Here is a 25,992-nt window from a genome sequence, read left to right as displayed (position 1 = left end):
GTGCCATCAGGCTCGCACGGCATACACCTCGTGCAGTTCGGTGCCTACCAGCGACGGGTCCTGCCTGGTACGTGAGGTGAGTCCGTGGAGGTTGAGGACCTCGCAGAATTCGGCGAGGCGGCCGTCGCGGTCGTGCACCTCGGCGACGACGGCGCGGATACGCGGCCAGTCGGATTCGGTGATGCCGAGCAGGACATCGAATTCGGCGCGCTCGACGTCGATCTTCAGCACGCCGATCTCGGCAACCGGATCTTCCTGCGCAAGGATCGCCGACACCGTGGTGACCTCGACATCGATCTGCTCCCCGTCGTGCAGGCCGCGGGTGATGAGACTGATCGCGTCGTCGGGCAGGCCACTGTTGCGCAGGAAGGTCTTCGTCGCATCGTCATCGGCTTCACGGTCGGCATACAGACTCGAGTTCGCGGTGGCGCGGGGGTACCAGGTGAACGGCAGCACACCGGGTGCGGCGCCCACCGCGACCTCGAGGGCAACACCGCCTGGCACATGGGCTGCCATATTGCGGTGCAGGCAGTCGAAGATAGCGGGAGCGGGTTCGGCGGCGATCACGCGGACACCGGGGAGCGTTTCGGCGAACATCATCGCGCTGAGTCCGATATTGGCGCCGATGTCGACCGCGAGGTCACCGGGACGCAGGGTCGCGGCAGCCTGGCGGTAGTACCCGTCGGCGATCATTTCGTTCCAGAGCATGCGCGCTTCGGCGGGGCTGGTGCAGGTGACGGTACGGCCGTCGTCGAGGCGCAGTTGCTGCTGTGTCGTCATCAGATCATGAATCCTTCGAGGATCGGGCCGATCACGGCCAGCGCGGACGGGTGGGTCAGCTCGAGATGGCGAGCGTCGAGCACAGTGTTGTGGATACGGCCGGTGATGTGCGGTTGCCACGTCTGCGCGACGGCCTCGGTGTCGTCGCGGTCTTTGCCCGCGGTGAAGAAGATCAGGTCGCCGTCGAAGATCCGCGGGTGATAGTCGCCGACGAGTTCGCCCGCGGTGGAGAAACTCTCCATCACCCGGTCGACCTGGTCGGCGCCGAACAGGCCGGTACCGGTGATCTGATCGCGGATCACCTGCCAGGCCTGCTCGGTGGTGCTCGCGGTGACGGTGTCGCCGAGGTCGAACAGTTCCCGCCAGCCACCGAGCAGGTCGGCCATCAGCTCCCCCGGCGCGACATCGGTGTCGGGAGTGATCGGTGGCGCACCGACCGCGCTGTCCATCATGGCCAGCAGCGCGACCTGTTCGCCCTGTTCCTGCAACTGTGTCGCCACCACGTGGGCGATCTGGCCGCCCAGCGACCAGCCGAGCAGGTGGTACGGACCGTTCGGCTGGGTCCGGCGGATCTCGTCGACATAGCGGTGCGCGAGCTCATCGATCGACGTGGCCGGGGGCTCGGCGGCGACGACGTGCGGGTCCTGCAGGCCGAACACCGGCCGATCGCCGCGCAGATGCCCGACGAGTCCGCCGTAGAACCAGGCCAGCCCGCCCGCCGGGTGGATCGCGAACAGTGGGGTCGCATCGCCCGCGGGCCGCAAGGGCAGCAGCACCTGCATGCCCGAACCGCCCTCGGCCGCATCGACCCTGCGCGCCAGAGCCCGCGGTGTCGCGTCGTCGAACATCCACGGCAGTTCGAGTTGCACGCCGCGGCCCTGCAGTTCGGCCACCGCCATGGTCGCGAGCAGTGAGTTGCCGCCCAGATCGAAGAAGCCGGCACCGGCACCGACCCTGGCCACGTTCAGGGTCCGTGCGAAGACCTCGGCGATCGCGATCTCCGACGGTGAGCGCGGCGCGTCGTATTCGTCCTCGTTACGGCCGAAGTCGGGTGCGGGCAGAGCATTTCGATCGAGCTTGCCGTTCACTGTCACCGGCAGCGTCGAGAGCACCACGACGGCCGAGGGCACCATGTACCCGGTGAGCAGGTCGGCGGCGGTGTCTCGAACCCGCGCCGGGTCCAGTTCCTGCCCCTCGGCGGGGACGACGTAACCGATCAACTGGTCGACGTCCCTGGCGTGGCGATGCACCGCGGCTGCCGCCTGGGCGACACCGGGATGACGGAGCAGCGCCGATTCCACCTCACCCAATTCGATACGGAAACCACGCAATTGGATCTGCGCGTCGGCGCGTCCGCGGTAGTCCAGTTCCAGTCCGTGCCCGCCGCGATGCCACCGCCCGACATCACCGGTCCGGTACAGGCGGCTACCCGGCGTGCCGAACGGATCGGCCACGAACCGTCCCGAAGTGAGCGCGCCCGCCCCGTGGTAGCCGCGCGAGAGCTGGCCGCCGCCGACATAGAGGTCACCGGTGACGCCGACCGGCACCGGCCGCAAGCGCTCGTCGAGCACGTACACCCTCAGGCCGGGCAGGGCGCGCCCGATCCCGCCGCCCGCCTGATCGACCTCGGCGTAGCTGACATGCACGGTCGTCTCGGTGATGCCGTACATGTTGACCAGGGTCGGCGTACCCGCCGGGTGGGCGAGGAACCAGCCGGTCAGCCGGGACGGGTCGAGCGCTTCGCCGCCGAACACGATGTAGCGCAAGGCGAGGTCGGCGCCACCCGCGCCGTGGTAGCGGCGCTCCGCGTCGACGAATCCGTAGAACGCCGACGGGGTCTGGCTGAGCACGGTGACCTCCTCGCGCGCCACGAGCTCGACGAAAGCATCGGGCGTGCGCGTGGTGTCGTAGTCGACGACCACCAGGCGACCGCCCGAGAGCAGGGCGCCCCACATCTCCCAGACCGCGAAATCGAAAGCGTAGGAATGGAACAGTGTCCAGACATCGTCGGGCCCGACGTCGAACTTCTCCGCGGTGTGGGTGAGCAGGGTGACCACATCGCGGTGGGTGACCGCGACACCCTTCGGCCGACCGGTGGAGCCCGAGGTGTAGATCATGTAGGCGATGTTGTCGGGTAGCGCGGCAACGTTCTGCGCACTGTCGACGACGTTCTCGTCATCCACAAGGACTGTCGGCCCGGCGAATTCGGGTGTCTGCGATACCATCGCCGATGTGGTCAGCATCGCTACCGGTCGTGCGTCGTCGAGCACGAACCGGAGCCGCTCGGCCGGGTACGTCACATCCACGGGCAGATAGCCCGCACCCGACATGACCACGGCCAGCAGCCCGATCGCCAACTCGGCCGAGCGCGGCATCGCGACGGCGACCAGTGTTTCGGGGCCCGCACCGGAGGCGATCAACTGGGCGGCAACAGACTTCGCGCGCCGATCCAGTTCCGCGTAGGTCAGGACCGTCGTCCCATCGGTCACCGCGACCGAATCCGGGGCCACCGCCACGCGCCGTGCGAACAAGCCACCGATCGTTTCCTCGGGAACGTGCGCGCCGGCCACGCCTGCCGCATCGAGAACCTCGTAGCGCTGGCTCGATTGCATGAACTCGATGTCACCGATGATCGCCTGCGGATTCGCGGTCACCGCCTCCAGGATGCGCAGATACCACTGCGCGAACCGCTCCATCGACTCTTCGACGAAAAGGTCTGTCGCGTAGGTCAATCGGCCGAGTGTACCCAGCGGGTGACCGTCGGCGGCGAACCGCTCGACCAGCTTCACATTGAGATCCGACTGCGCCTGATCGACATAGTCCTCGACCGGTTCCACCGAGATCCCCGGTAGTTCGAGCACCACCTCATCGAGATTCTGGTAGTCGATCGTCACCTGGTACAGCGGCAGATGCGCGGTCGAACGCGGCGGATTGAGCGCCTCGACGACCTGCTCGAAGGAGACCTCCGCATGTGCGAGGGCAGCCAGGTCGGCTGCTCGGACGTCGGCCAGAAGCGCGTCGAACGGCTGATCGGCAGAAACCTCCGTCCGCAGGACGACAGTGTTGACGAACATGCCGATCAGGTCGTCGAGTTCACGTTCCCCGCGCCCGGAGACCGGGGTACCGACTGCGATGTCGCGGGTATTCGCCAGCCGTGCCAGCAGCACGGCCAGCGCGGCGTGAGCCACCATGAACGGCGTCGCGCCCGCGGCCCGCGCCACCGCGGCGATCCGCTCCTGCAGCGATGCCTCGATGTCGAAGTCGATGGTCCGGCCGCGCATCGACGCGACCGGCGGCCGCGGCATGTCGGTCGGCAGTTCGAGGAGTTCGGGCAGCCCGGTGAGGGTAGCGCGCCAGTAGTCCAACTGGCGGGACAGCAGCGACTCCGGATCGTGCTCTTCGCCGAGCAGATCGTGTTGCCACAGCGCATAATCCGGATACTGGACTCTGAGCTGCGGCCACGCGGGCACGCTCGCGGTGATCACCGCATGATAGGCGGCCGCGACGTCGCGGGCCAACGGAATCATCGACAGCCCGTCCGCACAGATGTGGTGCACGGCGATCACCAGCACGTGATCATCCGAGCCGAGATCGAACAGTTCGGCCCGCACCGGCGGTGCCTCGGAGAACTGGAAACTCTTCGACAGCACCGCCGCTGCGGCCTTCGGCAGCACCGATTCCTCGATCGCGATCGGGATCAGGTCGGGCACGACCTCGTCGGCGTCGACGATCATCTGCCACGGTATACCGTCGATTACCGGGAATTTCGTGCGCAACGATTCGTGACGGCCGATCACCATCGCGCAGGCTGTACGCAACGCGGGGATTTCCAGCTCGCCGGTCAGCCGGATCACCAGCGGCACGTTGTAGGCGCCGACAGAGGCGTCGAGCTGGTTGAGGAACCACATCCGTTGCTGGGCGGGCGAGAGCGGGATCAGGCCGGTGCCTGGTCGCCGGGTCAGCGTCGGGCGTTCGACGTGGTCGCGGCCGGTGAGCCGGGCGGCGAGGTCGGCCATCCGCGGGTACTCGAACAGGTCGCGCACCGCCACCCGGACGCCCAGCGCGGAGCTCAGGCGAGCGGTCAGCCTCGTCGCGGTCAGCGAATTGCCACCGAGGTCGAAGAAGTCGTCGCGCATGCCGACTCGGGGCAGGTCCAGCACTTCGGCGCAGATGTCGGCGACGAGGCACTCGGTCGGATTGCTCGGCGCCAGATATCCGGCAGCGGCGAAACTCGGCATCGGCAGTGCGCCGCGGTCGAGTTTTCCGGTGGTGGTCAGCGGAAGCTGTTCCAGCACAACGCAGATGTCGGGAACCATGTGGGCCGGTAGCCGGCGGCGTGCCGATGCCCGCACGTGCTCGGGGTCGATCGTGTCGCCGATGAGGTAGCCGACGAGCCGGTCCGCGCCGTTGTCGTCGGTGCGCAGCACCGCTACCGCATGGGTGACCGATCGATGTTCGGCGAGGACGGCCTCGATCTCGCCGAGTTCGATCCGCTGGCCACGGATCTTGACCTGATGGTCGGTACGGCCGACGTAGTCGAGTGTGTGGTCGGCGGTCCATCGGACTCGATCGCCCGTGCGGTACATCCGGGTACCCGGATCGTAGGGGTTGGCGAGGAAGGTGGCGGCGGTGGCGCCGGGACGGCCGAGGTATCCGCGGGCGAGCTGGATGCCGCTGACATACAGTTCGCCGGTCACCCCGATCGGCACGGGCCGCAGGTGCGAGTCCAGCACCACCGCGGATGTTCCGCGAATCGGACCACCCAGGGTGATCGGTTCGGGCGGCGCGAGGGGATCGCTGATGGCGACCATGATCGTGGTCTCGGTGGGTCCGTAGCCGTTGAACAACTGGCGTCGTGGCGCCCAGAGCGCGGCGAGTTCGGCGGGCACGGCCTCGCCGCCGGCGACCAGAACCCTGAGGCTGTCCAGCCCGTCGGGTGACATGGTCGCCAGCACGGTCGGGGTGAGGAAGGCGTGGGTGACCGCGTTGTCGCGGATGAGCCCGGCCAGCTCCGTGCCCGCGTAGGTGTCGGGCGGCGCGATGACCAGCGTCGCGCCGTGCGGGTGCGCCATCAGGACTTCGAGCATGACGGCGTCGAATCCTGGTGCGGCACACTGCAGCACCCGTGAATCGGGGCTGACCTGGTACCGGTCCCGTTGCTCGGCGGCGAAGTTCGCCATTCCCGCCTGGGTCACCGCGACGCCCTTGGGGGTGCCGGTGGTTCCGGAGGTGTAGATGACATAGGCCAGGTCGGTGTCGCGGACGGTCCGTTTCACCGCGCGCGAAGGTCGGCTCGCGATCTCGCGCTCGGCCGCCGGATCGTCGACGACCAGGCGTGCCCACTCCCCTTCCGGCACTCCCTCACTCACCTCCGCGACGGTCAGCACGACGTGGGCAGCACAGTCGGACAGCATGACCGCGAGCCGCTCTCGCGGGTTGCGTGGGTCGAGTAGCGCACACGCGACACCGATCTCGGCGAGCGCCCAGATCGTGGTGATCAACGGGATCGACCGCGGCATGACCACCCCGACGGTGTCCCCCGTGTCGACACCGTGCTCGACCAGCCACTGCGCCAGCCGATGTGCTCGGCCATCCAGCTCGGTGAAGCTCACCGTCTCGGTCCCGGACGCAACCGCCACACCGTCGGGGTGTCGGGTCACGCCGTGGCGCAACAAATCGGTCAATGGTTCAGGAGCCACCCGTTCCGCGCCTCTGGCCGGGACGAGTGCCGCATGCTCGGCGGCCGACAGCAGGTCGATATCGCCGACGCGTCCGTTCGGGTCGGAAGCGACCGCACGCAGGACCCGCTCGACACGGTCGGCGAGCCCGGCGGCGGTCACACGGTCGACGCGAGCCGCCTGATACCGAAGGCGGATGTGCAAGGTGTCGGTCTGGTGGGCCTGCACGGTGATCGGGTAGTGCGCGGCATCGGTGCCGGCCACCCCCGCAACCCGCACTCCGTCGATGTCCGCGTCACCGAGTCCGCTGCTGTCGACCGGGTAGGACTCGAATGCCACCAGGGTGTCGAACAGCTGTCCGCCGCCGAGCGCGGCCATGATGCCGGACAGTTCGACGTGGTGGTGGTCGAGCAGCCGGGTCTTGTTCGCCTGCAACTGTTCCAGCGCCGCCACGATGGTCCGGTCACCGCGCACGAGAACCGGAACGGGCAGCGTGTTGATGAACAGCCCGATCATCGACTCGACGCCCGGCACCTCGGCCGGTCTGCCGGAGACGGTCTCGCCGAACACGATCCGCTCGCGGCCCAGCTGGTTGGCCAGCACCGTCGCCCACGCGAATTGCACAATCGTCGACATCGTGGCGCCCGAGGTGCGAGCGAGCTCGGTGAGGGCGGCGGTGATGTCGTCGTCGAGATCGATGCTCAGATCGGTCGGCACCTCGACAGTGGCCGCGCCGACCGTGTCGGCGATCAAGGTGGGTTCGGTGAAGCCCGCCATCGTGTCGCGCCAGATCTCGACACCGGCGGTGGTGTCGCGCCGGTCCAGCCAGGCCAGGTAGTCGCCGTAGGACGGCGCGGGCGGCAGCAGGGCGGCGTCCGCGCCTGCCGCGTACAGCCCGACCAGGTCGCGCAGCAGCAGCGGTAGTGACCAGCCGTCGAGCAGCAGGTGGTGCGCGGTCAGGATCAGCCGGAATTCGGTGGGTGCGACGGCGACGAGGACGAATCGCACCAGCGGCGGATCGGCCGGGTCGAAAGCCGTTTCGCGTTCGGCTGTCAGGATCTGCGGCAGTGCTGTCTCGGAGGCCTCGATGCGGCGCCAGTGCACAGCGGATTCCGCCGGAATAGCCTGCGCGACAACACCATCAGCCGTTCGGGTGAACGCCGCCCGCAGGTTCGGATGCCGATGCAGCAAGTCCGCCGCGGCTCGCCGCAGCCGCGCCTCGTCGACCGGACCGGTGAGCGTCATCTCCGACTGCGCCGTGTACACATCGAGGTCGCCCGCGGCGAGCTCGGCGTGGAACAGCAGCCCCGCCTGCAACGGCGCCATCGACCAGACGGCCTCGATCGGTCCGTAGCGTTCGGTGAACACGTCGAGGTCCTGTTGGGTCAGGGCGACCAACGGGGTGTCGGACGGGGACAGTCCCCAATCTTGTTCGCGTGCCGCCGCTTCCGCGATTTGCCCGAGGGCCGCCGTCCACTCGTCGAGGAGTTCGTCGACGTCATCACGATCGAGAATCCTCGCGGCATAACCGATCTGCACGGCGAGGGTCCGCCCGACGGGGGTATCGACGATGCTGATGTCCAGAGTCAGCGCGGCGGACGCGGGCATGTCCGGATCGAACGAGCCCTGGTGGTCGAATTCCTCGTCGGCGGGAATCCAGGCGAGCCCGGACAATGCCGAGATGTCGACGCCCGCCCGGCCGAGGTTGTTGAAACTGATCTGTGGCGCGGGCAGCGAGGCCAACCGATCGGCGGTCGCCGGGTTCAGGTATCGCAGCATGCCGTAGCCGATTCCCTTGTCGGGCACGGCTCGCAGCTGTTCCTTGACCGCCTTCACCGCGGCACGTGGATCGGTGCCGTCGATGTCGAGGTCCACCGGGTAGGCGCTGGTGAACCAGCCGACGGTGCGCGACAGGTCGGCGCCCGGGGCGAGTTGCTCTTCGCGCCCATGGCTCTCGAGCAGGATGCGCGCGCCGGAGTGGTCGACACCGCGCCGGGCACGCCAACGTCCCAGTGCGAGAACGAGGCCCGCCAGCAGAGCATCGTCGGTGGTGGCATGCGCGGCGCGGGGCACCGCATCCGTCAGAGCGGTGGTCAGCTCGACAGGCAGCGCCAGCGTCAGCCGCTCGACCGTGGCGTGCACGTCGAGCGCCGGGTCGAGAGGTGCGCGCCCGAGCAGCGGTTCAGGTCGCGACCCCATCCGCTGCCACAACGCCAGCTCGTCGGCACGGCCGCCGGCGGCAGCGGAGACGACCTCGGCCCACCGGCGCATAGATGTGCCGACCTCGGGCAGTTCGACCGCTCGCCCCGCACCCACCTGCTGCCACGCGGAGACGAAGTCGGGGAGCAGGATGCGCCAGGAGACACCGTCGACAACCAGGTGGTGGATCACGATCAGCGCGCGCCCGCGCGACGCCACGCCGGGCTCGGGCAGCAGGCAGACGATCTGCATCATGACGGCATCCACCGGGTTCAGCGTGGCCGAAGCGTCTTCGAGGGCACCCTCCACCAATGACGTGAAACCCGCAGTGCCAGGGGCATTATCGGCACCGAACGTACGCACCGACACCAACTGCTCGGCATCGATCTCGCCGGGCGTCAACGCTTCGAGGTGCGCCGCACTCAGGCGTGCACGCAGCATGTCGTGCCGATCCAGAACGGCTCGGACGGTGGCGATCACGTCGGCCGGGCGCGCGTCGCCGGGCAGCTCGACCAGCAGCGACTGCGCGAACCGGTCGCTAGTGGGACGGTCGAGGTACCAGGACACGATCGGCGTGCGCGTCACCTCGCCGATGCCACCGCCGGGCAGCTCCTCGAGACCCACCCGTCCGGCGCCCCCGGCCACGGCGGCCAGCCCACGAACGGTGCGGTGCTCGAAGATGTCCCGTGCCGTCACAACCACGCCTGCGGTCTTCAATCGCGACGCCAGTTGGATCGACATGATCGAGTCACCACCGCGCGCGAAGAACGACTCGTCCGCACCCACCGAGGCCACACCGAGCACCTCGGTGAAGATCCCCGCGATGGTCGCCTCCAACTCGCTCGCCGCGGCGGCCACCGCCGAATCCGGCACCTCGGCACCGGGTTCGGGCAGGGCGCGTCGATTCACCTTGCCCGTCGAGGAGACCGGCATCTCGTCGAGCACCATGAGCACAGCGGGCACCATGTGGCCGGGCAGTGCGCCCGAGATCTGGTCGCGGATCGCGGCCGTGTCGATCGTTCGCCCCTCGGTGGCCACCAGGTAGCCGACCAACGTCGGTTGCCCGGCCTGGCCACGCCTGCTCACCGTGACCGCAGAGGCGACGTTCGGGCAGGCGACCAGCGCCGCGTCGATCTCGCCGAGTTCCACCCGCTGACCACGGATCTTGACCTGGAAGTCGGCGCGGCCCACGTATTCGATGGTGTGCTCGGCGCTCCAGCGCACCAGGTCACCGGTGCGGTACATCCGGGTGCCCGGTGCACCGAACGGATCGGCCACGAACGCGCCCGCGCTCGCCGCCGGCCGATTCAGGTAGCCGCGCGCCAGCGCATTGCCCGCCAGGTACAGCTCACCGACGACGCCGACCGGTACCGGCCGCAACCGGCTGTCGAGCACGACGGCGCGCACCCCGCGGATCGGGGTGCCGATGGTGATCGGATCACCGGGCTGCAACTGGGTGCTGACGCACACCGCGATCGTTGTCTCGGTCGGCCCGTACACATTGTGGAAGCGGCGGCCCGGCGCCCAGGCGGCGACGAGTTCGACGGACAGCGCTTCGCCGCCGATGGTGAGCATCTGCAGCGCGTCGAGACCCTCGGGCCGCAAGGTCGCCAGCACGCTGGGCGTGAGGAACGCGTGCGAAACCCGGTGCGTGCGAATCAGTTCGGTCAGTTCCGCACCGGCGAACACCTCGGCGGGCGAGACGACCAGGGCGGCACCCGCCGCGTAGGCCATCAGCGATTCCATCATCACCGCGTCGAACGCGGGCGCGGCGACCTGCAGGACCCTCGATTCTCGATCCACCTGATAGTGCTGGTGCTTCTCGTGCGCGAACGCCGACAACCCCGCGTGTGTGACGACCACGCCCTTCGGCTTGCCCGTCGAGCCGGAGGTATACACCAGGTAGGCGACATCGTCGAGGCGTGCCGCCTGGAAGGTGTGATCCGTTGGCGCGGTCGACAAGTCGGCAATCACTCGGTCGTCGTCGAGGCACAGCCAGTCGACCGTGTCCGGCAGTGACGAGCGCGCCTCGTGCAGAGTCACGCCGAGCGTGACGCCGGAGTCCTGGGCCATGTGCGCCAGCCGGTCCGCGGGGTAACGCAGATCCATCGGCATGAACGCGGCACCGGTTTTCGCGATCGCCCACAGCACCACGTGATAGGCCACTGACCGCGGAACAGCAAGGGCGACATAGGTTCCCGGAGCCGCACCCGCTCGCGCCAGCAGCACCGCGAGCCGATCGGATCGCCGGTCGAGTTCGCCATAGGTCAGGGTTTCGTCGGTACCGATCAGCGCGGTCGCCCTCGGGTCCGCGGCAGCGTCGGCGAGCAGCGCGGGCAGCGTTTTCGGCACCACGGCGGTCTCGCGCCCGACAGGGAGCAGGTGTGCGGTCTCCTCGGGGCACAGCAAGTCGATGGCCCCGACCACGGTGTCCGGCCGCGTGGTGATCGTTTCGAGAATCCGCAGCAGGCGGTCGGCGAACCGCGCCGCCGTGGCCCCGGTGAACAGGTCGGTGGCGTAGACGATCTCACCGTCGATACCCGCGCCGTCGGCACGTTCGCTCAGCATCACCATGAGGTCGGTCTTGGCCTGTGCAACACCGGGATCGAGCACCTCGATGCCGATATCGTCGAGTTCGAACCGAGTGGGGTCGGCATGCCGGAAGCCCAGCATCACCTGATAGAGCGGTGAATACGCGGTCGACCCCGCCCGGTCCAGTATCTCGACCAGGCGCTCGAACGGTACGTCCGCGTGAGCCAGCGCTTCCAGATCCGCGCCACGCAGGTCGGCCAAGAATTCACGGAACGACAGTTGCTCGGCGACGCGGGTGCGCAGGACCACCGTGTTGACGAACATGCCGACCACATCGTCGAGTTCGGGGCGGCCACGACCGCCGACGGGGGTGCCGATCGAGATGTCGTCGCTGTGTGCGGTGCGCGAGAGCAGAATCGTCAGGGCGGCGTGCAGAACCATGAACACCGTGGCACCTTCGCCGTGCGCGAGTGCGACGACGGCATCGCGCAGACCCGGCTCGATCGTGAAGGCGACGCTGCCACCATCCATCGACAGGACCGCGGGCCGTGGGCTGTCGGTCGGCAGGGCGAGCAGTTCAGGTGCGTCGGCGAGAATCCGCTGCCAGTAGGCGATCTGACGCCCAGCCAGCGAAGTGGGGTCGTCCTCGGCGCCGAGGAATTCGCGCTGCCAGACCGCGTAGTCGGCGTAGTCGACAGGCAACGGCGGCCACAGCGGCGCCGAGCCGGTACGACGAGACCGGTAGGCGGCGAACACATCTCGGGCAAGCGGCCCCATCGACGCACCGTCAGCGGCGATGTGGTGCACCACCAGGACCAACACGTGGTCGTCGGCGCCCGTGCGGTACAGACGTACGCGGACCGGCGTGTTCGTGGCAACGTCGAAACCCGACTCGACCGCATCGCGCAGCCGCTCTGCCAGCACCGTCGGATCGTCGATATCGGCCAGTTCGATATCGGCGGCGCCGACCATGCTGTCGTGGACGAACTGATGTGGTTGTCCGCCCACTGCGGGATAGATCGTGCGAAGGGTCTCGTGTCGGGTGACCACATCCACCATCGCGGCGCGCAGCGCCGCCACATCGAGCGGTCCGCTCAGCCTGGCCGCGAAACCGATGTTGTACGCACCGGACTCGGGATGGAGCTGATTGAGGATCCAGATACGCCGCTGGGCGGCTGCCAAGGGAATTTCGGACCGGTGCCGGCGACGGGCCAGCGGCACCGACGCGTGTTCGTCGCGCATCGCGATTCGTTCGGCGAGCTCAGCGACGGTCGGCGCGTCGAAGACATCGCGTACACCGACGCGCACGTGCAGCGCGGCCTCAGCACGGGCCGCTACCTGAGCTGCCGACAGCGAGTTCACGCCGAGCTCGAACAGGTCGGCAACGACACTGACCTGGTCGGCACCGACGATCTCGGCGACGATCTTCGCCAGTACCGCTTCACGGTCTGTGCGGGCGACGAACTCTGCCAGCATCGTCGCGCGCGTCGCGGCGTTGTCCGCGTCGGTGGCGATGAACCCGTCCGCATCGTCGAAGGTCATGTGCGACAGGGCCGACCTGTTCACCTTGCCGTTGGAGCTGAGCGGCATGGTGTCGAGCACCTGAATTCTTGCCGGCACCAGGTAGGACGGAAGCAGTCGGGTGAGACGTTTGCGGACCTTCGGCTCGGAGAGGGTCGCACCCGGTATCGGCGACACATACGCCGTGATCCGGTCAGCGGAAACGATCGCGATTGCTCCGGAGATCTCCTCGATCGAGCGCAGCGCGGCCTCGATCTGCGCGGGCTCGACCCGTTGGCCGTGGAATATCGCCTGGAAGTCACTGCGGCCCACATACTCCAGATCCCCGGACCATGACCAGCGAACGAGATCGCCGGTGCGGTAGAGGCGGTCCCCTGGCTCGCCGAACGGATCGGCGACGAACCGACCGCAGGTGAGGTCCGGCCTGCGGTGGTAGCCGCGAGCGAGTTGGACGCCCGAGACGTACAGGTCGCCGACAACGCCGACCGGTACGGGCCGAAGCCGTGCGTTCAGCACGTACGCAGACATTCCGGTGACCGGGCAACCGATCGGGACCGCTTGCCGTGCCGGAGAATCCGCCGGGCAGCGGTAGGCCGTCACAACTTCTGCCTCGGCGGGGCCGTACCAGTTGACGACCTCGGCCCGGTCGAAGCACTGTCTGGCGCGTACGGCGGTGCGCTGGGCCAGCGCCTCACCTGCCGCGAACACATAGCGGACCGACGGCAGGCGCGTCGTGCCGGTGTGCTCGAGCAGCACCTCGAGCATCGACGGGACGAAGTGCACGGTGCTGACCTGCTCCTCTGCGATGATCTCGGCCAGGTAGGCGGGATCGTGGTGGCCGCCGGGTTCGGCGACGACGATCTGCGCACCGATCTGCAACGGCCAGAACAACTCCCACACCGCGACGTCGAAGGTGATCGGGGTCTTGTGCAGCACCACATCCGACGCGTCGTGCGGGAATTCGCTTTGCGCCCAGGCCAACTGGTGGGCGGTGGCGGCATGGGTGAGCGCGACGCCCTTCGGTGCGCCGGTCGTGCCGGAGGTGAACAGCACGTACGCCGTGTTGCCGGCGCGCAGCGGTGCGCGACGTTCGTCGTCGCCGACCGGGCCGCCGGGGCGCGCGCTCAGGTCCAGCTCGTCGAGACGGACACGCTCGATGCCGTCGGGCAGGGAGCTCTCATCACCGGACGTGGTGACGAACAGCAGTGGCCGGGCGACCGACAGGACGTCTGCCAGCCGGGCGGTGGAGCGGTCCGGATCGAGCGGAACGACGGCGGCACCGGACTTCACGACGGCGTAGACGGCGGTGATCAGGTCGATCGAGCGGTGAATCGCCACGGCCACGGTCGTTTCAGGGCTCGCGCCGAGATCGATGAGGTGGCGGGCGAGGCGGTTGACGGTGTCGTCGAACTCGCGGTAGGTGAGAGCGCGGCCGCCAGGGACTCGGACGGCGACAGCGTCCGGGGTCCGTGCGACCTGCTCGTCGAAGGCGTCGACCAGCGTGCGGCCCGCGCTCACCAGTGGTGCGTCGTGGGGGCGCAGCAGCCGATCGCGGGTCGTGTCGTCGGCGAGGTCGATCTCGCCGGCGATGACCCGCTCGTCGGCGGTGACCGCGTCCAGGACGCGCCCGAACTGTTCGGTGAACCGGCGCGCGGTGGCGTCGTCGAACAGGTCGGTGGCGTAGGTCAGGCGCAGATTCATGCCCGCGATCTCGTTGTGCGGACCCCGGTCCTCGGTGATCATGAGCAGCAGATCGCAGATCGCCGCGTCGGCGCCGACATCGATGCCGCCGACCTCGAGCCCCGGTACCTCGAGCTGGGCGGGCGCCATGTTCTGGTAGGCGAGCATCACCTGGAACAGCGGCGAATGTGCCGTCGAGCGCGCCGGATTCAGCACTTCCACCAGCCGTTCGAACGGAACGGCGGCATGATCGAATGCCTCGATGTCGGTGCGCCTGGTCATGTCGATCAGGTCGGCGAACCGCTGGTCGGGGCGGACACGGGTGCGCAGGACCAGCGTGTTGACGAACATGCCGACGAGGCGATCGAGGGCTCGGTCGCCGCGGCCCGCGTACGGGATGCCGATGGCGATGTCGTCGCTGCTCGACAACTGCGCGAGCAGGACGGCAAGGGCGGTGTGCACCACCATGAACGGGGTCACGCCGCTGCGTCGCGCCAAGGCCGCCACGGCTTCGGCCACCCGGGAAGGCACCACGGTGTGGACGGTCGCGCCGCGGTGGGACCGCTCGAGCGGGCGCGGGCGGTCGGTGGGCAGCGCGAGCACATCCGGAATCCCCGCGAGTTGGGTACGCCAGTACAGCAGGTCGCGGCCCGGCGCGGAGTCGGGTGCCACGAGCAGCTCGCGCTGCCACAGCGCGTAGTCAGCGAATTGCACGGGTAGCGGCGCCCATTCGGGCGCGGCACCGACCCGGCGTGCGCGGTAGGCCTCGATGATGTCGGCGGCCAGCGGCGCCACCGAGTAGCCGTCGCAATTGATGTGATGCACCGCAAGTGCCAGTGCGTGCGCGGTTTCGGTGAGCCGGAACAACGCCATGCGCAGCGGGGCGCCCGCCGAGACATCGAAGCCGGTGCCGAAGAACTCTGTCAGCCGTGGGAGCAGTTCATCGGCGGACACCGGGTGCACGGCGAGATCGCAGGACGCGACGACGTCCTCGGCGGTCAGTACGACCTGCGCGGGGGTGCCGTCGTGGGCCGGATAGGTGGTGCGCAAGATCTCGTGCCGTTCGATGACATCGCGGAGCGCGGCCGTCATGGCCTCGATGTCGAGTTCACCGTCGAGGCGGATCGACAGTGGCACCACGTAACTCGCCGACTCCGGGTCCAGTTGGTTGAGCAGCCACATCCGGCTCTGCGCGGGCGAGAGCGGGATACGCTCGGGCCGCGGTTTCGCCACCGGTCCCGCGACATCGCCGACGGCGCGCTGCTGTTCGATCCACCGCGCCAGTTCCGCCACGGTCGGCGCTTCGAAGATGGCGCGCACGGGAATCGTCACGCCGAGGACTTCGCCGATGCGGCTGAGCACGCGGGTCGCCAGCAGCGAATTGCCACCGAGGGTGAAGAAGTTCTCGTCGGCGCCGACCCAGGGAGTTTGCACCAGTTCGCCGATCACGCCGGCGATGGTCTCCTCCGCGATCCCGCTGGGAGCGCGGTAACGGGTTGCGGCGGCGCGGGTGTCGGGGGCCGGGAGGGCGCGGTAGTCGATCTTGCCGTTGGGTGTGAGCGGGATCGTGTCGATCCGAATCACCTGGACGGGCACCATGTACGCGGGCAGTCGCGACAGCAGGTACGTCCGCAGCGAGTCGGGGTCGATCGCCTCGTCGCTCACGGCGTAGGCCACCAGGATCTGCCCCTCGGCGACCGTAGACACCCGCACGACCGCGGCATCGATGTGATCGTGGGCGAGGAGCGCGGCTTCGATATCGCCGAGTTCGACGCGCAGGCCGCGAATCTTCACCTGGGAATCACGGCGGCCGACGTACCGAAGTCGACCTGCCGTGTCCCAGCGGGCCAGGTCGCCGGTGCGGTAGAGGCGTGCCCCCGGCGTCGAGCCGAACGGATCGGCCACGAACGCGGTCGCCGTCAGGTCCGCGCGGGCATGGTACCCACGGGCGAGCTGGATTCCGCCGAGATACAGCTCGCCCGTTACGCCGGCGGGGACGGGCCGCAGCCGTGCGTCGAGCACGTGCGTGACGGCATTCGCCTCGGGCGTACCGATCGACACGACAGGTCCGTCGAGCTCGCCGATCTCGTAGGCGGTGACGCTCACGGCCGCTTCCGTCGGGCCGTACAGGTTGTCGACGCGTGCTGCGCTGAGGTCGCGGAACCGGCGAACGGTCGCGGAGTCCAACGCCTCACCGATGCACAGCACCTGGCGGACGGCGGCGAGATCGTCCGGGGTCGCGATCTCGAGGAACGCCGACAGGAGCGAGGGAACGAAGTCGACCACGGTCACGCCGTGACGAGCGATCAGCCGTGCGACGGCGGCGGGGTCGGTGTGATCGTCGCGCCCGGCGACGACCAGCGCGGCACCAGCGGTGGGTGCGGTGAACAATTCCCACACCGACAGGTCGAAGGTCGCGGGCGTGCGCAGCAGCAGCACGTCGTCGGTGCCGATCCCGTAATGGTCGGTGAGCCACCGGAGTTGGTTGACCACCGCCTCGTGGGAGAGTGCCACACCCTTGGGGACACCGGTCGACCCGGAGGTGAAGATGACGTACGCCAGATCCTGCGGGCGCAGCGGCCTGATCCGATCGGCGTCGGTGACCGGCATGGTGCCGGTCGTGGGCGAGGTGAGATCCGACAGACGCCAGACCGGTGCCGGTGCCGTCAGGTCGATGTCGTCGCCGGTCAGCACCGCGTCGGGTCGCGCGGTCGCGAGAACCGTGCGCAGCCGGTCGACGGGGTGATCGGGATCCAGCGGAAGGTAGGCGGCACCTGCCGCGTGGACGGCGTAGAGCGTGGTGAGCAGCTCGACCGAGCGGCGCATGGCCACGGCCACCACGCTTCCCGGCCCGATACCGCGACCGATCAGCCCTCGTGCCAGCGCGTTCACCTCGGCGCCGAACGCGGCATAGGTGAGCGCGTCCCCGCTCTCGCCATCGATCACCGCAGGGCGTTCGGGCGTCGCCGCGACCTGCTTCGCGAACAGATCCGCGATCGTCGCGCCGTCGGAGGGCACGTCGGGGCCGGACTCGCGTAGCGCCAGTTCGTCGAGTTCACGCGGGCTGAGCAGCGGCAGATCACCCACGGGCACATCGGGATCGGCGACGACACCGCGCAAGATGGCGACGAACCGCTCGAAGATCGGCATGATTGTGGCTTCGTCGAAAAGGTCGGTCGCATACCCGAATTCGACCTGCATGTCACCGGGAGCGCCGTGCGCATCGACCGTGTCGACCAGGGTGAGATGCAGGTCGTACTTGGCGACACCCGGCTCGACGAGGTCGGCCGCCACCGTGAGCCCGCCCAGGCGCAACGTCGGAATATCGATGTTCTGGAAGGAGAAGCCGACCTGGGTCAGTGGCTCGTGTGCGGTGCTGCGCGGCGGATTGAGGACCTCCACCAGCTGTTCGAACGGAATCGCGGCATTGTCGAACGCACCGAGATCGCATTCGCGGGCGCGCTCGAGCACCTCCGTGAACGGGGCCGCGGGATCGACCTGTACCCGCAGCACCAGCGTGTTGACGAACATGCCGATCAGCGGGTCGAGGGCGGGCTCTCCGCGCCCGGCGACCGGCGTGCCGACCGCGATGTCGCCGGTGCCCGACAGCCTTGCCAGCAAGATCGCGAACGCCGCATGGGTGACCATGAACAGCGTCGAGTCGTGGCGCCGTGCGAGAGCGATGATGTCGCGGTGCAGGTCGGCGGGAATCGCGGCCGACATGGTCGCCCCGCGGTAGGACTGCTGTGCGGGACGCGGCCGATCGGTCGGCAGGTCCAGCATCTGCGGTAGGTCGGCCAGTGCCGCGAGCCAGTACCGGATCTGGCCCGCGGTCACACTGGTCGGGTCTTCCTGCACGCCGAGGTTTCGCCGCTGCCACAGCGTGTAGTCGGCGTACTGGACCGGCAGGGGCGCAAAGGCAGGCGCTTCGCCCGCCGTTCGCGCCCGGTAGGCCACGGCCAGGTCGGTGGCCAGCGGCGCGAGCGAGGATCCGTCGATGGCGATGTGATGCGCGGTGAGCACCACGGTCCATTCCTCGGTGGTGGTGCGCAGCAACGTGATCCGGAACGGGACCTCGGTGCTCACATCGAAGCCGAGGGCGGTCTCACGCGCGATCTGTTCGGCGATCTCGGCCGCGGCGACCTCGCGGCGCTGGAGCTGCGGTGCCGATTCCATGGGCAGGATCTGCTGCCATGGACCGCTGTCGCTGTCCGGGTAGCGGGTGCGCAGCGTCTCGTGCCTGGTGATCACGTCGGCCAGTGCCGACCGAAGAGCGTCGACGTCGAGCGGGCCGGAGATCCGCACGACGACAGGCACGTTGTAGACCGCCGCCGAGGTATCGAACTGGTTCAGGAACCACATTCTGGTCTGCGCGGGCGAGAGCGGAATCCGATCCGGACGCTGCTGTGGCACCAGCCGACGATGGACTGATCCCCGATCAGCCTGTCCACCAGCCGCATCCAGCTCGCGGGCGAGCGCGTCGACGGTCGGCGACTCGAACAGCGCCCGCACCGCGATGTCGGTGCCGAACACATCGGACAGGCGCGCCGCGACCTTGGTCGCGGTGAGTGAGTTGCCGCCCAGATCGAAGAAATTGTCGAGCGCACTCACGTGCGCCGCGCCGAGCACATCGCGGTAGACGCCGGCGACGAGTTGTTCGGTGGGCGTGCGTGGCGCGATGGCCTGGGCGGTCTGCGGGAACACCGGCTCGGGCAACACGGCGCGATCGAGTTTGCCGCTGGCGGTCAGCGGGAATCGGTCGAGCACCATGCACACATCGGGCACCATGTGCGCCGGCAGCCGATCGCGCGCGGCGGCGCGCACCCGCTCCGCGTCCACGCCCGCGCCGACCAGGTAGCCGACGAGCCGGTCGGCGCCCGCGCTGCCGTGGATCACGACGACGGCGTGGGTCACCGCGGGATCCTGGGCGAGTACGGCTTCGATCTCCCCCAGTTCGGTGCGTTGCCCACGGATCTTCACCTGATGGTCGGCGCGGCCCAGATATTCGATGGTCTGCTCCGGGGTCCACCGGGCGAGGTCGCCGGTGCGGTACATCCGGGTGCCCGCACCACGGGGATCGGCGACGAAACTGGCTGCTGTCACCGTGGGCCTGCCGAGGTAGCCGCGCGCCAATTGCACACCGCCGATATACAGTTCGCCCGCCGTACCGACCGGCACCGGCCGCAGCCGGGAGTCGAGGACCTGCGCGGAGATCCCGCGAATGGGCCCGCCGATGGTGATCGGCCCCTGGACGGGGATCGGGTCGCTGATCGCGACCATGATCGTGGTCTCGGTGGGTCCGTAGCCGTTGAACAGCCGACGCCCCGGCGCCCAGGTCGCGCCGAGCTCGGCCGTGAGAGCTTCTCCACCGGAGACCAGCACCCGCAGGCACTCCAGGTTCTCCGGCGACATCGAGGCCAGCACGGTCGGCGTCAGGAAGGCATGGGTAACCCCTTGTGCCCGAATGAGTTCCGCCAGTTCGGTGCCCGCGTAGACATCGGGTGGGGACACGATCAGCGCGGCGCCACCGGGGTGGGCGAGCAGAATCTCCAGCATCACCGCGTCGAATCCCGGACCGGCGGCCTGCAGGACCCGCACGGTGGGCTCGACGTCATAGCGGTCCTGTTGTTCGGCGGCGAAGTTCGCCAGCCCCTGGTTGGTGACCTCGACACCCTTCGGAACACCGGTCGTTCCGGAGGTGTAGATCACATACGCCACGTCGCCGGGGTGCACGGGCCTGCCACGGTCGGCGTCGGTCACCGGCGCGGACGAGTACCCGGCGGTGATGCTGCGCGAGACCGGGTCCGCGACCACCAGCAACGTCCACGGCCCCTCGGGCGCAGCGCCCTCGACTTCGGCGCTGGTCAAGACCACCCGGGGCGCGCTGTCGGCGAGCATCGAGGCGACCCGATCCCGCGGGTTGCGCGGGTCGATCAACACCAGGGCGGCACCGGTTTTGGCGACGGCCCATACCGCGACCACGAAATCGACCGAGCGCGGCAGGACCATCGCCACCACCGCACCGGGTCGGGCTCCGTCGTCGAGCAGACGCCGGGCGAACCGGTTCGACAACGCGTCCAGCTCCGCGAAGTCCAGGCACTGTGCCCCGGACACGACAGCCGTACCCTCCGGCGAGATCGCGACACCTCGGGCCAGCAGATCCGACAGCGCCACGCCGGGTACCGCGTCGGCGCCCCGAACCGGATGCAGCACAGCGCGTTCGGCGTCGGACAGCAGTTCCACATCGCCCACCGGCACAGCAGGGTTCGCCACCACCGCGTCCAGGATCCGGCCCAGCCGTGCGGCCATCTGCTCGACGGTGGCGGGGTCGAACAGGTCGCTCGCGTAGTTGAGCCGCACCGCGACATCGCCGGTGCCCGCGGCGTTCGCGCCCACGGTGACGACGAGGTCGACCTTCGCGGGTTCGGCGCCGGGATCGACAACGTCCACCGTGAGATCGGGCAGGACCAGTCGAGGCAGTTCGGTGTTGTCGAAGGCCAGATACACCTGACACACGGGCGCGTAGGCCGCCGAGCGCCGCGGATCGAGCTCTTCCACGACCCGGTCGAAGGGCAGCTCGCCGTGCGCGAAGGCATCGATGTCGATGTCCTTGACGCGTTCGAGCAGGGCCGTGAACGACTCCTCGCCGCGAATCGGCGTACGCAGCGCCACGGTGTTGACGAACATTCCCACCAGCGGAGCCAGATCCGGCTCGCCCCGTCCGGCCATCGGGGCGCCGATCACGATGTCGCCGGTTCCCGACAGCCGGGCCAGCAGAACGGCGAGTGCGGCGTGGACCACCATGAACGGGGTGACGTCCGCGGCGCGGGCGAGTCGCTCGATCTCGGTGTAGGTCCGGGCGGAGAGCTGCGTGGTGACGGCCTCGCCGCGCATCGAACGGCGAGCGGGCCGGGGCCGGTCGGTCGGCAACTCGAGCACTGCGGGCGCATCGGCCAATTGGGTTGTCCAGTACCGCAACTGGTCAGCGGCGAGCGAATCCGGATCCGCTTCGTCGCCGAGCAGGCGACGGTGCCAGTCGGCGTAGTCGGCGTACTGCACCCGAGGTGGCACCTGATCGGGTGCCGTTGCCTGCGACCGTGCCGCGTAGGCGGCGGCGAAGTCGGCTGCCAGCGGCGCCAACGACGTACCGTCACAGCAGATGTGGTGCAGGACGAGCACCAGCACATGCGTGTCGGGGCCGATCGTGAGCAAGTCCGCGCGCAACGGCGGGCGGGCACAGACATCGAAGCCGGCGGCCGTCAGCTCGCGGATCCGGCCGGCAAGCCGGTCCTGCCCGAGTTGTTCCGGGACACAGTCGAAGTCGGCCAGAGCCGCCTCGGCCGACAGAACCTCCTGCATACCGTGACCGTCACGGGCGGGGTAGCGCGTTCGCAGCGCCTCATGGCGATCGAGGACATCGCCCAGCGCCGTGCGCAGTGCGGCGGGATCGAGTCGCCCGGTCAACCGCAGGACCAGCGGAATGTTGTAGGCGGCGGACTCCGGGTCGACGCGGTTGATCAACCACATCCGATGTTGCGCGGGAGCCAGCGGCAACAGGCCGTCGCGCGCGATCGGTGTGAGTGTGGGCCGCACCCGGCGCCGTGCCCGGCCCACGCACGCGGCGAAGCCTGCCACCGTCGGGTTGCCGAACAGATCACGCACCGACAGTGCGCATTCGGTGGCATCGGCGACCCGGGCGACGGCGGCCGCCGCAGTGAGGGAGTTGCCGCCCACCTCGAAGAAATTGTCGAACGCGCCGACCCGGTCCATCTCGAGCACCTCGGCGAAGACGTGCGCGACGGTCTCTTCGGCATCGGTGCGCGGCGCGAGATAGCTCGTGGTGCTCCCGGCTGCCGGTTCGGGCAATGCACGCAGATCGAGTTTGCCGTTCACCGTCAGCGGCAGTTCATCGACGACCAGCACGACGTTGGGGATCATGTAGTCCGGCAGCAACGAACCCGCCTGCGCGACAACGGCATCGACATCGCAGTCGGCGCCCGCCGGTACGACGTACCCCACCAGACGCGCCGTGTCGGTGCCTGCTCGATGCACCACCACCGCGGCCGCGGCCACCGCCGGGTGGGCCAGCAGCGCGGCACGGACTTCATCGAGTTCGATGCGGAACCCGCGCAGCTGTACCTGCTGATCCGCACGCCCGCGGTATTCGAGAGCGCCGTGGTGATCGCGGCGGGCCACGTCCCCGCTGCGGTACATCCGCTCCCCCGGCGCACCCCACGGGTCGGCGACGAATCGACCCGAACTCAATGCCGCCTGCCCGAGATAGCCGCGAGCCAATTGTGTTCCCGCTACATAGATTTCACCCCACGCGCCCACCGGCGCCGGTCGCAGCCGCCGATCCAGCACGTAGGCGCGAAGGCCGGGGAGCGCCGCGCCGATCACGCTGGGCGCGCCGGGTACCGCCAGATCGCCGCTCATGTCGGTGTGGGTGACGAACACGGTGGTCTCGGTGATGCCGTAGCTGTTGACGACGACCGGCCCCTCCGGGTTGTCCACGTACCAGGGCGCCAACGCCGCCGGATCCAGACCTTCGCCCGACAGCACGACCAGCCGCAGCCCCAGCTCACCCTCGGGCGCACCCGCCGCAAGGTAGCGCCGCTGAGCTGCGGCGAATTGGTAGAACGCCGAAGGAGTTCGGCTGAACACGGTGACGCGTTCACGGGCGACCAGGCGCACCAGTTCATCGGGCGCGCGCGTAGCCGGCGTATCGGCGACCACGACTCGGCCACCGGTGACCAGCGGGCCGAAAACCTCCCAGATCGAGTAGTCGAAGGCCACCGAGTGCAGCCATGTCCACACGTCGTCGGCCCGAATATCCAGGGCGGCACACGCATTCGCCAAGTAGGTGACGACCGAGCGGTGGCTGATCACCACGCCCTTCGGCCGCCCCGTGGAACCGGAGGTGAAAATGACGTAGGCGGCGTCGTCAGGCCGCAGTGGTGCGGTGCGCTCGTCATCGGTGATCGGGTCCGCGGCACCGTCGAGGTCGTCGTCTTGCCCGAGAACCAGAGTCTGGCCCCGACCTACCGGCAGTCCGACCTCTTCGACGATGACAACTGTCGGATCTGCCTGGCCGACAACGTATTCCAGCCGCTCCCGCGGATGGGCGATATCCAGTGGCAGATACGCGGCACCGGATTTCAGCACGGCGAGCATCGCGACGATCAGCTGGGTGCCACGCGGCAGTGCGATGGCGACCAGCGTGCCCGGACCCGCGCCACGGCCGATCAAACGCCGGGCGAGCCGGGTGGAACGCTCGTCGAGGTCCCGATACGTGATCGTCTTGTCCCCGGCGGTGACCGCGTCCGCGAGCGGGGCCGAACGAGCCTGTCGCGACAGCGAATCCACCAGCGTCTCGACCGGGGCGACACCCTCGGCACCGGCCGACTCGCCGATGATCGAGAGCTCTTGCGCGGCGGACACCAGCGGCAGTTCCACCACCCGCTCGCCGGAGTCGGCCTCGATGAATCGGTGCAGGAAATCGATGAATCGGTCGGCGTGCGCGTCGATATCGCGCTGACTGTAGAGGTTGTCGTTGCCGTGCAGCTCGATCAGCAGCGGCGTGTCCGGCCCGGTCCGGTAGAGGTTCATCTGCAGATCCTCGAGGGCGCCCGAGGTGAGCGCGTGATAGCGCCCGACGGCGTCGCCGAGACGGATCTCGGAGTCGAAGAACAAGATGTTGACAACGGGGCCGAAAGTGTTGGCGGAGTTGTCGATCGAGGCGGATTCGCGACGCAGATCCTCGAAGCGGTAGCGCTGATGACGCAGCGCGGAGACCAGCTCGCTGATCGACGCCTTGACCAGTTGCTCCACGGTGGTCGCGTCATCGATCGCGAAGCGGATCGGCACCATATTGGCCAGCATCGCCGCGGCGTTGCGGAGCTTCACGGTGACCCTGGCGCTCATCGGGACCGAGAGCACTACCTCGTCGGCACCGGTCATCCGTGTGAAGAAGGCCGCGAACGCCGCGACGACGACCTGCGCGGCCGACGCGTCGAGTTCGGCCGAACGACGATCGAGCAGCGCGCACAGCTGCGCCGGAAGTTCGCGCGCCGCAACTTCGTCCACGGTTCCCGCGCGCGCCGACCGACCGGACAGACCGGCGGGCGCGGGCAGATCGGCGACCTTGTCCAGCCAGTACTGTCGATCGGCCTCGAACCTCGTGCCCTCCCGATAAGCCTGTTCGTCGGCGGCGATTTCGCGCAGGTGCGCGGCCACCAGTCGAGCGGGCGGCCTGCCTTCCGACAGCGCGTTGTAGTGCTCGGCGACCCGGCACAGCACGCTGAACGCGCCGTAGCCGTCGATCACGAGATGGTGGGCGCGCGCGTACCACAGGTGCAGGTCATCGCTGATTCTGATCAGCCGTGTGACCGCGAGTTGATCTCGGGTGATGTCGACCTGCCGGGTGTAGTCGCGGCGCATCCACTCCAGCGCCGCGGCCATCGGATCGCTGTGCGTGCCGAAGTCGAGCACGAGTTCGTTGAACGTGATGTCGCGGTCGACGACCTGGTAGGGACGCCCTTCCACCTCGACCACCCGCACCATGAGCGACTCGGTCTCTTCGGCCGCCTCGTGCACCGCCGTATTGAACAGGGCGACGTCGATCCGCCCCGCTATCTCGACGTACTGCGCGATGTTCGTCGCCGGTCCACTATGCGCGCCGTCCGCGTACCACATGCCATATTGCGCAGAGGAAAGCGGAATAAGATCCTGATTACCGGCACAGCTCTCGACAGACTCCATGATTACCCGACCCCTCGCATGGCTATCGACCTAACACGGACCCCGAGTATGGACATCCGTGCGCTTTCCTACCCCACGTAACAACGTGTACCACAACCGCCGAATGCGGGGTCCGTTTACTGCCGAGCAGCCATACGTATTCCCCTTGCTGTTCTCAGGACCGATACGGATCCGTTAGACACCGATCCGACATCCCGCGAGGTGCGGTACCCATCCGGTTACTACCCGAAACATCTCACCGAGATTAGCCTGACAGCTAACAACCGGCATACGATTTACGGGGAACACACTAGTAACAATTCAATTCAGATCGATCACGAATCCGGACATTCCACGCGAAACCAATATTCCGAGAGCACTGCAGGTCCAAGCGATAGGTTCGCAGACACAGCACTGCCGCTCGTACTGCGGACCGATCGCCACCGTGCGATCTCCGGCCTCGATACTGCACATCCCCAGCGTGTGTGGCAAATTTTGCAAACAAATCAGCCGAACTGATCTACTGACCGAATCTACCGATTGCTGCCGCGTCGACATTCGACACTCCCCCGGAATGTCGAGAGCGAAACCAGAGCCCGGATTTGTTGGGGACATCCCGATTTTGCGCGTGTCGCGCGGCGGATATACCAATTCGGTTGCCACCAACATTTGGGGCTTGACTCAATAGTGAGACCATTTGACGGCGCGAGACATACTGGACATTCCCCGAATAGCCGAAAACGAGGCAATCGGTATGTGACGCGCCGCCATTACGGCCGATGAGAATTCACTTTCGGCAACCATGCCGCGACTGCAACGTCACCTGGCCCGCACAGACGACAACGGGCCCCGCCGACAAGGT

2 protein-coding genes are annotated in these 25,992 nt (G+C 68.3%); both read right to left on the bottom strand.

Features of this window, described 5'->3' with window-relative positions:
• Window positions 1–6: 6 nt before the first annotated feature.
• Entirely contained in the window at window positions 7–780 is a 774-nt protein-coding gene (locus ACWFRF_RS19445) for an FkbM family methyltransferase (RefSeq protein WP_452451370.1), read from the bottom strand.
• Window positions 780–25,151 carry a non-ribosomal peptide synthase/polyketide synthase gene (locus tag ACWFRF_RS19440; RefSeq protein WP_452451368.1) on the bottom strand — a complete coding sequence of 8,124 codons (24,372 nt, stop codon included), beginning with the start codon at window positions 25,149–25,151 and terminating at the stop codon, window positions 780–782. Before ACWFRF_RS19440 ends, ACWFRF_RS19445 begins: the two co-directional genes overlap by 1 nt.
• Between the last annotated feature and the right edge of the window lie 841 nt (window positions 25,152–25,992).

The sequence above is a fragment of the Nocardia sp. NPDC055165 genome, assembly GCF_053606985.1.
This window is presented reverse-complemented; position numbering and strand designations above follow the sequence as displayed.

Bases quoted from the DNA above. Each gene is read 5' to 3' on its own strand.
- ACWFRF_RS19445 (WP_452451370.1), bottom strand. From the start codon at position 780: ATGACGACACAGCAGCAACTGCGCCTCGACGACGGCCGTACCGTCACC.
- ACWFRF_RS19440 (WP_452451368.1), bottom strand. From the start codon at position 25,151: ATGGAGTCTGTCGAGAGCTGTGCCGGTAATCAGGATCTTATTCCGCTT.